The organism is Bradyrhizobium sp. ORS 278 (assembly GCF_000026145.1).
Lineage (GTDB): Bacteria > Pseudomonadota > Alphaproteobacteria > Rhizobiales > Xanthobacteraceae > Bradyrhizobium.
In genome coordinates, this window is record NC_009445.1 from 2246988 (window position 1) to 2259670 (window position 12683).

Annotated in this window: 10 protein-coding genes; 8 read left to right on the plus strand and 2 right to left on the minus strand. The window is 66.3% G+C overall.

Annotated features, from left to right (window positions below):
• Positions 1–98 precede the first annotated feature (98 nt).
• Both BRADO_RS09940 and BRADO_RS09945 read right to left on the minus strand, forming a co-directional pair.
• Positions 99–3638: a molybdopterin cofactor-binding domain-containing protein gene (locus BRADO_RS09940; protein WP_011925188.1), complete on the minus strand. Its 3540-nt coding sequence runs from the start codon at positions 3636–3638 to the stop codon at positions 99–101.
• Positions 3638–4120: a (2Fe-2S)-binding protein gene (locus tag BRADO_RS09945; protein WP_011925189.1), complete on the minus strand. Its 483-nt coding sequence runs from the start codon at positions 4118–4120 to the stop codon at positions 3638–3640. The genes BRADO_RS09940 and BRADO_RS09945 overlap by 1 nt, the downstream gene beginning before the upstream one ends.
• Positions 4121–4391: 271 nt before the next feature.
• On the opposite strand from BRADO_RS09945, the gene BRADO_RS09950 reads away from it, so the two are divergent.
• The 8 genes from BRADO_RS09950 to BRADO_RS09985 all read left to right on the plus strand — a co-directional run bounded on the left by BRADO_RS09950 (position 4392) and on the right by BRADO_RS09985 (position 12654).
• Positions 4392–5843 (plus strand): 6-hydroxynicotinate reductase, encoded by a 1452-nt coding sequence (locus BRADO_RS09950; RefSeq protein WP_085972788.1) that lies wholly within the window; start codon positions 4392–4394, stop codon positions 5841–5843.
• The gene (locus BRADO_RS09955) at positions 5840–6727 is read left to right on the plus strand and encodes a UPF0280 family protein (RefSeq protein ID WP_041756314.1); all 888 of its coding nucleotides are present in this window, start codon (positions 5840–5842) and stop codon (positions 6725–6727) included. Before BRADO_RS09950 ends, BRADO_RS09955 begins: the two co-directional genes overlap by 4 nt.
• 42 nt (positions 6728–6769) lie before the next feature.
• The gene (locus tag BRADO_RS09960) at positions 6770–7354 is read left to right on the plus strand and encodes an amino acid synthesis family protein (RefSeq protein ID WP_011925192.1); all 585 of its coding nucleotides are present in this window, start codon (positions 6770–6772) and stop codon (positions 7352–7354) included.
• Positions 7355–7395: 41 nt separating this feature from the next.
• The gene (locus BRADO_RS09965) at positions 7396–8583 is read left to right on the plus strand and encodes an ABC transporter substrate-binding protein (protein ID WP_085972789.1); all 1188 of its coding nucleotides are present in this window, start codon (positions 7396–7398) and stop codon (positions 8581–8583) included.
• A 166-nt stretch (positions 8584–8749) separates the two neighbouring features.
• Positions 8750–10636, plus strand: coding sequence for an ABC transporter permease (locus BRADO_RS09970; protein ID WP_011925194.1), 1887 nt, complete (start codon positions 8750–8752; stop codon positions 10634–10636).
• On the plus strand, positions 10633–11424 hold the full coding sequence (locus BRADO_RS09975) for an ABC transporter ATP-binding protein (protein ID WP_011925195.1): 792 nt from the start codon (positions 10633–10635) through the stop codon (positions 11422–11424). Before BRADO_RS09970 ends, BRADO_RS09975 begins: the two co-directional genes overlap by 4 nt.
• On the plus strand, positions 11421–12125 hold the full coding sequence (locus BRADO_RS09980; protein ID WP_011925196.1) for an ABC transporter ATP-binding protein: 705 nt from the start codon (positions 11421–11423) through the stop codon (positions 12123–12125). The genes BRADO_RS09975 and BRADO_RS09980 overlap by 4 nt, the downstream gene beginning before the upstream one ends.
• Positions 12126–12138: 13 nt before the next feature.
• Positions 12139–12654, plus strand: a complete 516-nt coding sequence (locus BRADO_RS09985; protein ID WP_011925197.1) for a MarR family winged helix-turn-helix transcriptional regulator — start codon at positions 12139–12141, stop codon at positions 12652–12654.
• The last annotated feature ends 29 nt before the right edge of the window (positions 12655–12683 follow it).

Sequence of the window (12683 nt, forward strand, 5' to 3'; positions counted from 1 at the left end):
GGGAGTCTGCCGCAAGGCGAAATTAGGGGCAGAATGTTGCTCGATTGCGCGTCAGGGTGGTGGTCGTGGCGCCAGCGGAATCCGAAGCATGGTCGCGCTCAGTGCGGGATCGTCGACCGGATGCGACTGACGGCGTCCTCGACGTCGGTCCAGGCCGGCTTGTCCGGCGCGAACTGGCCGCGAAGATAGCTGACGAGCTCGGCGAGCTGCGCGTCGCTCAGATGATCCTTGAAGGCTGGCATGTAGCCGAGGTCGGACGACGCCGGCTTCATGATGCCATGCAGGATCACCTGGATCAGGTTGTCGGGCGTCGCGCTGTGCAAATTGCTGTTGAGCGCGAGCGACGGCCGGCTGCCGAACAGCGGCAGACCGCCGACCTCGTGACAGACGGCGCATGCGCCGAGATAGAGTCGCGCGGCGGGAGACGAGGCTGAGGTGACCTTGGTTCGGGCTTCGAGATCAGAGGCTATCGCCTCCAGCTTCGCCGGCTCGGGCGAGGGCGTCTGGAAGGAGGCGAGATAGGCCGCCATCGCCCGGATATCGGCGTCGGGAAGCTTGGCGAGATCCTTGACGATCGGCGCCATCGGTCCTGCGGCCACGCCGTGGAAGCGCGACTGGCCGGAGCGCAGGTAGGTGAAGAGCTCGTCGTCGGTCCACGGGATCGGCGCTGAAGAGAGCGCGGTGAGCGCGGGCGCTTCCCAGCCATCGGCAAAGCCGCCGGCGAGATAGGCGTTGCGCTGCTCGGCGCCGAGCGCATTGCGCGGCGAGTGGCAGGCGCTGCAATGGCCGAGACTCTCGATTAGATAAAAGCCGCGATTCCACTGCTCCGATTGGGTCGGATCGGGCTTGAAGGTTTCAGTGCTATGAAACAGCGCATTCCATCCGGCAACCAGCGGCCGCAAATTGAATGGGAAGCGCAGCTGATTGTCTGGCGATTGCTGCCGCACGGGCTGCTGCGCCATCAGATAGGCGTACAGCGCCTGCAGATCGGCGTCGCTGGCGCGCGCGAAATGCGTGTAGGGAAATGCCGGATAGAGCTGCCGGCCGTCACGATGCACGCCCTCGCGCATCGCGCGCTCGAAGGCCGGATAGGACCAGGCGCCGATGCCGGTCTCGACGTCGGGCGTGATGTTGGTGCTGAAGATCCTCCCGAACGGGGTCTCCAGCGCGCGGCCGCCGGCATTTATCAGGCCGCCATCTGAGGTGTGGCAGACGGCACAATTGCCGAGCGCCGCGAGCACCTCGCCGCGTGCGATGGTCGCTGCGGAATAGACCGAGGGATCGGGACGGGTGATCGGTGCGATGGCGCGCCACGGCAGCACGGCCATCGCGACGCCGATCGCCGCGGCACAGGCCGCGACCGCGCTGGCCATCACGCCACTGCGTTTGGCGAAAGGCTGCAGCCAAGTGGCCGCGGGCTTCTCCGGCGCAGGCAGCGGTTGCGGCTTGGCGGGCTCGACCTGTTCGCCGCGCAGGCCTTTCAGGATGCGTTCCGGCGTGAACGGCGGCTCGCGGAAGCGAACGCCGGTGGCGTCGTAGATCGCGTTGGCGATCGCGGCGGCGCTCGGCACCGACGCGGACTCGCCGACGCCGAGCGGCGGCTGGTCCGGCCGCGGCAGCATCAGGACGTCGATCTTCGGCACGTCGGGGAAGGTGATGATGGGATAAGCGCCCCATTCCCGTGCCGCCACCTTGCCGCGCGCAAACGGGACCTCCTCCATCAGCGCCCGGCTGGTCGATTGGATGACGTTGCCTTCGATCTGGTGGCGCACGCCGTCCGGATTGATCATCAGGCCGGAGTCCTGGCCCGCGATCACGCGCGTGACGCTGATGTCACCCGTCGTCGTGTTGATGGCGACATCGGCGATCCAAGCCGACCACGCTGCGCCATAGCCGGGGAACTTGCTGTGCACGTAGAGCGCGTAGGCAAAGCCGCGGCCGTGCACGACGCCATTTTCCGGCGTCTTCTCCTGCCGCACCGGTCGCGGAGTCCAGCCGGCGCGCTCGGCAACCGCATTCACGAGGTCACGCGCGCGCTCGTCCTTCAGATAGCGCAGCCGGTACTCGATTGGATCGACCTCAGCCTCGGCGGCGAGTTCGTCGATATAGGATTCATGCGCAAAGGTGTTGGGCAGCGCCGAGACGCCGCGGATCCAGGAGGCGCGGACGATCGGCGCCATGTCATGCGCCGTCACGCGCATGTGGTCGTAATCGTAAGGCGGGATCGCGGTGCGGTCGCCCATTTCGAACACGGCGGGCTCCGGCGCGACGCGGCCGGTCAGCAGCAGCGCCAGGGTCGGCGCGCCGTTCGAGGGATAGCGCGTGGCGAACTCATAGGCCGCGACGGAGCCGTCGGCATCGAGGCCGCCATTGACGTCCATCAGCTGCGCGGTGCCTTTCGGCTCCCACAGATGCTCCTGCTCGCGCGTCAACTGCACGCGCACGGGGCGGCCGACCGCGCGCGACAGCAGCAGCGCATCGGCGGTGACGTCGTCGGCGCAATTGCGGCCGTAGCAACCGGCGGCCTCGAGCCGGATCAGCTCGATCTGGTGCTCGGGGCAGTCGATCAACTTGGCGAGATCGGCACGCAGGATGTGCGGGTTCTGCGTGCCGGAATAGATCCGGATGTGGCCGTCGCGAACGTCGGCAACGGCACAGGACGGCCCGATCGAGCCGTGCATCTGATAGGGCCAGAGATACGTCCGCCGCATCGGCTTCGCGGCCCCTGCGATGGCGGCATCGACGTCGCCCTTGTCTAGCAGTCGGCGCGGCTCGGATGGATTGGCACGCAACGCGGTCTCGACATCGTCGAGATCGCGCAAGGTCGGCACGGGCTTCCAGCTCACCTGGAGCCGCTCGGCCGCCAGGATCGCCTGCTCCTCGCGCTCGGCGACGACGCCGATAAAGTCGCCGATCACGACGACGTCGACCAGGCCGGGCACGTCGCGCACCGACTCCTTGTCGATGCCGATCAGGCTGGTGCCGACGAAGGGACCAGCATCGACGCCGACATAAGGCGGGCGGATGACGCGGCCGTGCAGCATGCCGGGCACGCGCACGTCGTGCACGTAAGTCAGCTCGCCCGTCGCCTTCGCCGGCAGGTCGACGCGCGGCACCGAGCGGCCGACGATTTGATAGTTATCCGCCGACTTGACGGCGATGTCTTCGGCGAGCTCGAGGCGGATCGTGTCGTTGCCGATCAGCTCGCCGTAGCTGAGCACGCGATTGTCGGGACCGCGGACGAGCCCGTCCTCGATCGTCAGATCGTGTTCGGAGAGGCCGAGCTGCGCCGCCGCGCGCGCCAGCAGGAAGCCGCGCGCTTGCGCTGCAGCCTTGCGCAGCGGCACCGCGGTGATCTGGATGGTCTCGCTGGCGATCGTCGCGCCCTGATTGGGCACGACGGCGGTGTCGCCGAGCACGACCAGGACGCGGGCGAATGAGACGTCGAGCTCTTCTGCGACGATCTGTCCCAGCGCCGTGCGGATGCCGGTGCCGAGATCGACATGGCCATTGAAGGCCGAGACCTCGCCGGCCGCGGTGATTCTGATGAAGGTCTCGGAGCAGCCATCAGACATGCCGCGCGCGACGGTCAGCACGCCGCGCAGATGATCTGCCGTCACGGTGGCGCTCTCGGTCATCAGTCCAGCGCCTCGAGCGTGTAGCCGGCCGCGCGCATCGCGGCGCGCAGGATCTCGACGTGAGCACCGCAGCGGCAGAGATTGTAACGCAGCGCCTGCTTGATCTCCTCGAGCGACGGATCTGGCCGCATCGTAAGCAGCGCCTTGGTCGTCATGATCATGCCGTTAAGACAATAGCCGCATTGCGCGGCCTGCTCGGTGATGAACGCTTGCTGCACCGGATCAGGTGCGTCGCGCGAGCCGAGTCCCTCCAGCGTGACCACGCTGCGGCCAATGCAGCCTTCGATCGGAATGACGCAGGAGCGGGCGGCGCGGCCGTCGATCAGCACGGTGCATGCGCCGCACTCGCCGAGGCCGCAACCGTATTTCGGGCCGTTCAGGGCGAAGTCGTTGCGCAGAACATGGAGCAGGGTCGTGTCGGACGCGGCGGCGACGTCATGCGTCCGCCCGTTCACCGTCAGCCGAATCGTTGCTGGCGTCATGCCCTTCTGCCGTCTGCTATGCTATCGTTAACGAAACGGATCGCGATCGCCCGGAGCGTATCGTTTGTGTACTAACATGCAAGTGCCACGTTTTGCGCTGCAGCGCGTGCTCGATTTCTCGTCATTGTGCAGGGCAAACTGATCGTTTATCCGGCAAAGGTGGTTTTCAGGTGCAGCGGCGCTTGACAGCCGGATGAGGGGCGCGACATCATTCGTATACGAACGAATTGCCGCGGCGGCCACGGTCCCGGCCCCAAGATGGACTCTCTGCATGGTGACTGAGACGGCGAGCGACGCTGCAGGGGACAAGATCCGCTGCGATGCCTGTCCGGTGATGTGCTACATCAAGCCGGGTGCGGCCGGGGCGTGTGACCGCTACGCCAATCAGGACGGCGTGCTGGTGCGCGTCGATCCGCACATCCTGCTGGAGCGGACGGTGTCGCATGGCGGCAAGCTGGTGCCGTTCCAGGCCAGCGGCGACTGGGACGGCAAGATCGTGCACCAGCCGGAGCTGTTCGTCACCGCCATCGGCGCAGGCACAACCTATCCGGACTATAAGCCGGCGCCGTTCATCGTGTCGTCGCAGGTGGAAGGCGTCGACATGGTCACCGTCGTGACCGAGGGCATCTTCAGCTATTGCGGCGTCAAGGTGAAGATCGACACCGACCGCTATCTGGGGCCGGAAGCGGCGACCGTGCGCGTCGATGGCGAAGCGGTCGGCCATGTGACGACCAGCGAATATGGCTCGCAGATGCTCTCGCTCGGCGGCGTGCATCATCTCACCGGCGGCTCGAAGAAGGAGGGGCGCGTCACTTGCGACGCGCTGATGGACCTCAGCAACCGCAAGGCGGTCGAGCTTGTCATTGATAGCGGCGCCAGCGTGATCGTGCAGGCGGGGCAGCCGCCGGTCGTCAACGGCGTCAAGGAAGAGCGCATGCGCGTCGGGTGCGGCTCGGCGACGATCGGCATGTTCGCCAAGCAGTGGAAGGGCAAGGTCGACGAGGTCGTCGTCGTCGACGATCACATCACCGGCGTGCTGTCGGAGCACCAAGCCGGCAAGCTGCTCGACATCCCCGCGACCGGCATCAAGATGAAGGGGCGGCGCTCGACGCCTGGCCGTTATTTCCAGGTCGCACAGCCGGGCACCGGCTGGGGCGGCACCGACATCTCTGATCCGCTGGCCATTCTCGGGCCGTTCGATCCGAAGACGGCGAGGCCGGGCACGACGCTGCTGATGGTGTCGACCACCGGCGAGCATGCCGGCTACTACGTGCTCGATCAAGCGCTGAAGCCGGTTCAGCGCGAGATGCCGCCGGAGCTGCAGTTCTCGGTCGAGCGCATCCAGGAGAATTGCGAGCCGGCACTGTGCACTGTGCTGTTCATGGCCGGTGCCGGCGGCTCGCTGCGCGCCGGGGTCACCGACAATCCGGTGCGGCTGACGCGCTCGGTCAAGGACGCGCTGACGCGGGTGACCTCGGGCGGCGCGCCGGTCTATGTCTGGCCGGGCGGCGGCATCACCTACATGGTCGACGTGACGCAGATGCCCGCAGGAGCGTTCGGATACGTGCCGACACCGGCGCTGGTGGCACCGATCGAGTTCACCATGAAACTGTCCGACTACGAGGCGCTCGGCGGCCACATGGACTATGTGCAGCCGCTCGCCTTGCTCAAGGACGTCAGCAAGGATATCCGCCAGCTGCCCTGGCCGGGGCAGGGCGCATGAACCGTCAGCCGCAGAGCGCGCTGTTGCCGGACCGGCGGTTGCATCTTCAGGATGGGCCGATCGATCTGATCATCGGCGCTGATGGCGCAGAGGCCGAGATCTGCGCCGCCTATCGCGCTGCAACGGAGCGCTTCACGGGTCTGCTCGATGAGCTCTGTTCGGAGCTCTCTTATCTGCGCAGCGGCGCCGATCCGGAACTTTGTTCTCTGAAAGGTGTCGTCGCCCGTCGCATGCATGCGGCGGTGGCGCCGTTCGCAGCCGGGTTGTTCATCACGCCGATGGCGGCTGTCGCCGGAGCCGTGGCGGACGAAATCCTCGGCGCGATGCTGAGCGCGGCGAAGCTGACGCGCGCCTATGTCAATAATGGCGGCGACATTGCGCTGCATCTGCGGGATGCCGCAACCTTTAGCGTCGGACTGATGGATCGGCCGGACAGCGCTGGAACCCTGCGCCGGATGACGCTACGCGCGAACGATGGAGTCGGTGGCGTGGCCACCTCTGGCCGGCATGGCCGCAGCTTTTCGCTCGGCATCGCCGATGCGGTGACCGTGCTCGCGCGCAACGCTGCGCAGGCCGACGCCGCCGCGACCGTCATCGGCAATGCGGTCGATCTGCCCGGACATCCAGCCGTTGTCCGCCGCCCGGCCTGCGAGCTGCAGCCGGACAGCGATCTGGGTCATCGGCTCGTCACACGCGAGGTCGGCGATCTGACCGACGATGATATCGCAACCGCGCTGACGTCGGGCGAGCGGTCCGCGCAGAACCTGCTGGCGGCGGGCGTGATCGAAGGCGCCGTACTCCAGCTCGGCGGCGCCGTCCGCGTCGTCGGGCCGCGCTCGATCGAGATCATCAATGTGTCGCGGTTGCGGGCGGCGGCCGCGTGAGCTTTGATCCATGCCGGGTTGGAACATGAGGAACTGCCGACAATGAGCGCCGTCATCCGCAAGATCGTGACCGTGGTCGAGGAAGTTCGCCAGGAGATGGGCAAGACCATCTCGCCGCCGACGCGGCGCGCCGCGGCGGTGGCCGTCATCGAGAATCCCTTCGCCGGCCGCTATGTCGAGGATCTCTCGCCGTTGATCGCGATCGGCGAGGAACTCGGCGACATGCTGGCCAAGCGCGCAGTCGCGGCCCTCGGCATCGAAGGACCGGCCGCGCACAGCTATGGGAAGGCGGCGGCCGTCGGCAGCGACGGCGAGCTTGAGCATGCCGCTGCCATCCTGCATCCGAAGATGGGCGCGCCGGTGCGCAAGGTGCTCGGCAAGGGCGCAGCACTGATCCCGTCGTCGAAGAAGCGCGGCGGCGTCGGCTGCACGCTCGACATTCCCTTGGGGCATAAGGACGCCGCCTTCGTGCGCAGCCATTTCGACGGCATGGAGGTGCAGATCAACGATGCGCCGCGTGCGGGCGAGATCATGGTCGCGCTCGCCGTCACCGACAGCGGGCGTCCCTTGCCGAGGGTCGGAGGGCTCACGGTCGCCGAGATCAAGGGCGACGACGGTCTACGATAATTCAAATCAAGTTGGAGGCTAAGGGAATGCAACGGAGAACGATGCTTGCGGCAGGCCTGGGCCTTGCCGTCGCGGGACTGATGGGCACGGCGCGCGCCGAGGATGTCATCAAGATCGGCGAGATCAACAGCTACTCGCTGCTGCCAGCGTTCACCGAGCCCTATCGCAAGGGCTGGCAGCTCGCGGTCGAGGAGATCAATGCGGCCGGCGGCATCAACGGCAAGAAGCTCGTCGTCGTCTCCAAGGACGACAGCGGCAAGCCGGCCGATGCGCAGACCGCGGCCAACGAGCTGGTGTCGAGCGAGAACGTCGCGATGCTCGCCGGCACGTTCCTGTCGAACATCGGCTTGGCCGTCAGCGACTTCGCCAACCAGAAGAAGGTGTTCTTCCTGGCGGCCGAGCCGCTGACCGACGCCATCACCTGGTCGAAGGGTAACAAATACACTTTCCGCCTGCGCCCTTCGAACTACATGCAGGCCGCGATGCTGGTCGAGGAAGCCGCCAAGCTGCCGGCCAAGCGCTGGGCCACGATCGCGCCGAACTACGAATACGGCCAGTCGGCCGTTGCCGTGTTCAAGAAGCTGCTGTCCGAGAAGCGGCCTGACATCCAGTGGGTCGACGAGCAGTGGCCGCCGCAGGGCAAGATCGATGCGGGCCCGGTCGTGCAGGCCGTCGCCGCCGCCAATCCGGAGGCGATCCTCAACGTCACCTTCGGCGCCGATCTCGTGAAGCTGGTCCGCGAAGGCAACACCCGCGGCCTGTTCAAGGACCGCAAGGTCGTCAGCTTCCTGACTGGCGAGCCGGAATATCTCGATCCGCTCAAAGAGGAGACGCCGGAGGGCTGGATCGTCACCGGCTATCCCTGGTATTCGATCAAGACGCCGGAGCATGACGCGTTCCTGAAGGCGTATCAGGCCAAGTACAACGACTATCCGCGTCTCGGCTCGATCGTCGGCTACCAGACCATCAAGTCGGCCGCCGCCATCCTCGCCAAGGCCGGCTCGACCGATGCCGAAAAGCTGATCGCGGCCGCTGAGGACCTCTCGGTGCCGTCGCCGTTCGGCGAGATCACTTTCCGCAAGATCGATCACCAGTCGACGCTCGGCGCTTTCGTCGGCAAGACTGCGCTGAAGGATGGCAAGGGCATCATGGTCGACACCGTCTACCGCAAGGGTTCGGACTACCTGCCGAGCGATGCTGAAGTCGCCAAGCTGCGTCCGAAGGACTGATCTACTTCCTGCCTCCCCCGCCCGCGGGGGAGAGCGGGCGGGGTGAGGGATCTTGACGCCTGATCTACAGGTTCAGGCCGAGGACCCTCACCCCACGCTTGCGGCTCTTCACACGATCCGCGCCCCGCTCGTTCAAAATCGACGATCTCCCTCACGCGGACCGCCCATGGCCTTCTATTTCGTCCAGTTCCTGACCGGCCTTGCCAGCGCGGCCTCGCTGTTCCTGGTGGCATCGGGACTGTCGATCATCTTCGGCGTCACCCGCATTGTTAATTTCGCGCATGGCGCGTTCTACATGCTCGGCGCCTACGTGGCGTTCTCGCTCACCGAGCGGCTGTCGGGCCCGCTGGGCTTCTGGGGCGGCATCGTCGTCGCAGCGCTCGCAGTGGCCGTCATCGGCGTGCTGGTCGAGATCGTGCTGCTGCGCCGGATCTATCATGCGCCGGAGCTGTTCCAACTCCTCGGCACGTTCGGTCTGACCCTGATGGTCGAGGATTTGGTCGTCCTGATTTGGGGGCCGGACGATCTGGTCGGCCGCCGCGCGCCGGGCTTCAAGGGCGCCGTCGATTTCTTCGGCCAGAACATTCCGAGCTACGACCTGTTCCTGATCGTGCTCGGCCCCGTCGTGCTCGGGGCGCTGTGGCTGCTGTTCCAGCGCACGCGCTGGGGCATCCTGGTGCGCGCGGCGACGCAGGACCGCGATATGGTCGCGGCGCTCGGCGTCAATCAGAAATGGCTGTTCACCTCGGTGTTCGCTGTCGGCGTCTTCCTCGCCGCGCTCGGCGGCGCGCTGCAGATCCCGCGCGATGCCGTGCATCACGCGATGGACCTGCGCATCATCGTCGAGGTGTTCGTTGTCGTCGTGATCGGCGGCCTCGGCAGCATTTTGGGCGCCTTCGTCGCCGCGGTGCTGGTGTCCGAACTCAACGCCTTCGGCATCCTGATCTTCCCGACCATCTCGCTCATCCTGGTGTTCCTGGTGATGGCCGTCGTGCTGGTGGTACGGCCCTGGGGCCTGTTCGGCAGGAAAGAGGCGCCGGCGCGCCGCACGCCGGGTCTCACCGTCATTCCCTGGCGTCCCCTGAGCTCGGTCGAGCGGCTCGCCTCCCTCGTCGCGCTGGCGTTTGCCGCGATGCTACCCTTTATCGCCGGCAACTACGCGCTGACCGTCGGCTCTGAGATCGCGATCTTCGTGATCTTCGCGGCCTCCTTGCATTTCCTGATGGCGGTCGGCGGCCTCGCCTCGTTCGGCCACGCTGCCTATTTCGGCCTCGGCGCCTATGGTGTGGCGTTCCTCGCCAAGATGGCGGGACTGCCGATGATCGCCTGTCTGCTGCTTGGACCTCTGTTGGGTGCGGCGGGCGCGGCCGTGTTCGGCGCCTTTGCCGTGCAGCTCTCCGGCGTGTACTTCGCGATGCTGACGCTCGCCTTTGCCCAGATCGTCTGGTCGATCGCCTTCCAATGGGTCGCCGTGACCGGCGGCGACAATGGCATTCTCGGGCTTTGGCCGGAAAAATGGGCGGCCTCGCCGTCGCATTTCTACTGGCTGGCGCTCGGTGTTTCCGCATTCGTCGTCAGCGTGCTGCGCCTCATCACGTTCTCGCCGTTCGGCTATGCCCTGCGCGGCATGCGCGATTCGCCGCTGCGCAGCGAATCGATCGGCATCAACGGCAAGCGCATCCAGTGGACGGCCTTCATCATCGCAGGCACGACCGCCGGCATCGGCGGCGCGCTGTTCGCGTACCTGAAGGGGAGCGTCTTCCCCGACAACATGGGGATCTCGCTGTCGGTCGACGCGCTGGTCATGGTGCTGCTCGGTGGCGTCGAAACCGTGCCCGGCGCGATCTTCGGCGCCATCGTCTACAAGGCGCTCAACATCTGGCTGGTCAGCCAGACCGACTGGTCGAAGCTCGTGCTCGGCATCTTCATCGTGCTCATCGTGGTGGTATTCCCGAAGGGCATCGTCGGCGTGGTCGAGAGCGTCATGCACCGGCGGCGCGCGACGGCGCCCAAGCCTGCCACGCTGTCGGGCAAGATGGAGGGCGCGCAATGAGTCTCGGCGTATCGCTGCTCTCGGTCGAGGGCCTGTCGAAATCCTACGGCGGCATCCACGCCGTCCGCAACGTGTCGTTCATGCTGCAGGCCGGCGAGATCCTCGCGTTGATCGGCCCGAACGGCGCGGGCAAGAGCACCTGCTTCGACATGCTCAACGGCCAGAACGTGCCGGACAGCGGCCGCATCACCGTGATGGGGCAGGAGACCACCGGCCGCAAGCCGCGCGAGGTCTGGCGGCTCGGCGTCGGCCGTACGTTCCAGATCACCGCGACTTATCCGACCATGACGGTGCGCGAGAACATCCAGGTCGCGCTGGTCTCGCATCATCACCGCCTGTTCGACTTCTGGAGTCCGATGATCGGAATCGACCGCGGCGAGGCCGATCGTCTGCTCGACCTCGTCGGCATGGCCGGCTATGCCGAGCGTCCTTGCGGCGAGTTAGCCTATGGCGATCTCAAGCGGCTGGAGCTCGCGATCGCGCTCGCCAATCAGCCCAAGCTGTTGCTGATGGACGAGCCGACCGCCGGCATGGCGCCGCGCGAGCGCGTCGAGCTGATGCGGCTGACGGCCAAGATCGCGCGCGAGCAGTCGATCGGCGTGCTGTTCACCGAGCACGACATGGATGTCGTGTTCGAGCATGCCGACCGCATCCTCGTGCTCAATCGCGGCAGCCTGATCGCGCAGGGCACGCCGGCCGAGGTGCGCGCCAACCGTGAGGTGCAGGCGATCTATCTCGGCGAAGGCCTGCTGTACGATGCCCGGCATCGGGAGGGAGCCTCGGCATGAAGCTGTCCGTTGCCAATCTCAACAGCCACTACGGCCCCGCGCACATCCTGTTCGACATCGGGCTCGAGGTCGGCGAGGGCGAGGTGGTAGCGCTGCTCGGCCGCAACGGCGCCGGCAAGTCGACGACCTTCCGCTCGATCGTCGGCCTGGTGGCGCTGCGCGACGGCCAGATCATGTTCGAGGGCAAGGACATTTCGAGCGTGCCGACGCATGAGATCGTCCGTGCCGGTCTCGGCTACGTGCCCGAGGAGCGGCGCATTTTTACCGACCTGACGGTCGAGGAGAATCTCGAGGTCGGCCGGCAGAAGCCGCGGCCGGGCGCGCCGCAATGGACGCGCGAGAAGCTGTACAAGCTGTTTCCCAATCTCGGCGAGATGAAGAACCGTCCGGGTGGACGCATGAGCGGCGGCGAGCAGCAGATGCTGACGATCGCCCGCACCTTGATGGGCAATCCGTCATTGGTGCTACTGGATGAGCCGTCCGAGGGCCTGTCGCCGAAGATCGTCGAGCAGATGGTCGATGCCATCCTGACGATGAAGAAGGAGGGCGTGTCGCTGGTTGTGTCGGAGCAGAACCTGCATTTCGCGAAGCTGATCTCGGATCGCGCCTACATCATCGAACGCGGCCGCATCTGCTTTGCCGGCACCATGGCCGAACTCGACGCGCGGCCCGACATCCGCGACGCCCACCTGTCGATCTGAGGCGAGGAACCAGATGGCCAAGACCGCCACGCTGAAACGGCCGGCAAAGACCGCGCCGAAGCCGGCTCCGAAGCCGGCTCCCAAGTCGGCCGTGAAGGCCGCCGCCAAGTCTGCGAAGACAAACTACGTATTGGACGACCAGATCGGCTTCATCCTCCGCCAGGTCTGGCAGCGCCACACCATGATCTTCGCCCGCGACATCGGCAGCAACCTGACGCCGACGCAATGGGCCGCGATGTCGAAGCTGGTCGAGACCGGCCCGTGCTCGCAGAATCAGCTCGGCCGCTTCACGGCAATGGACGTTGCGACGATCAAGGGCGTGATCGACCGGCTGACGGCGCGGGGGCTGACGGAGACCAGCGCGGATCCGCAGGACGGCCGGCGGCTGCTGGTCAGCTTGACCCGCGCGGGCCAGCAGCTCGCGGAAAAGACCGCGCCATTGGCGCTCGCGATTTCCAAGGAAACGCTTGCGCCGCTCGATGCGAAAGAGCGCGAGACGCTGTTGTCGCTGTTGAGCCGACTGCGGTAGTCCAACGCGCAGAGCTCGTGGGGTGGGCA

Excerpts from the sequence above, each read along its gene's own strand:
- BRADO_RS09940 (WP_011925188.1), bottom strand. The coding sequence starts at position 3,638 with ATGACCGAGAGCGCCACCGTGACGGCAGATCATCTGCGCGGCGTGCTG.
- BRADO_RS09945 (WP_011925189.1), bottom strand. The coding sequence starts at position 4,120 with ATGACGCCAGCAACGATTCGGCTGACGGTGAACGGGCGGACGCATGAC.
- BRADO_RS09950 (WP_085972788.1), top strand. The coding sequence starts at position 4,392 with ATGGTGACTGAGACGGCGAGCGACGCTGCAGGGGACAAGATCCGCTGC.
- BRADO_RS09955 (WP_041756314.1), top strand. The coding sequence starts at position 5,840 with ATGAACCGTCAGCCGCAGAGCGCGCTGTTGCCGGACCGGCGGTTGCAT.
- BRADO_RS09960 (WP_011925192.1), top strand. The coding sequence starts at position 6,770 with ATGAGCGCCGTCATCCGCAAGATCGTGACCGTGGTCGAGGAAGTTCGC.
- BRADO_RS09965 (WP_085972789.1), top strand. The coding sequence starts at position 7,396 with ATGCTTGCGGCAGGCCTGGGCCTTGCCGTCGCGGGACTGATGGGCACG.
- BRADO_RS09970 (WP_011925194.1), top strand. The coding sequence starts at position 8,750 with ATGGCCTTCTATTTCGTCCAGTTCCTGACCGGCCTTGCCAGCGCGGCC.
- BRADO_RS09975 (WP_011925195.1), top strand. The coding sequence starts at position 10,633 with ATGAGTCTCGGCGTATCGCTGCTCTCGGTCGAGGGCCTGTCGAAATCC.
- BRADO_RS09980 (WP_011925196.1), top strand. The coding sequence starts at position 11,421 with ATGAAGCTGTCCGTTGCCAATCTCAACAGCCACTACGGCCCCGCGCAC.
- BRADO_RS09985 (WP_011925197.1), top strand. The coding sequence starts at position 12,139 with ATGGCCAAGACCGCCACGCTGAAACGGCCGGCAAAGACCGCGCCGAAG.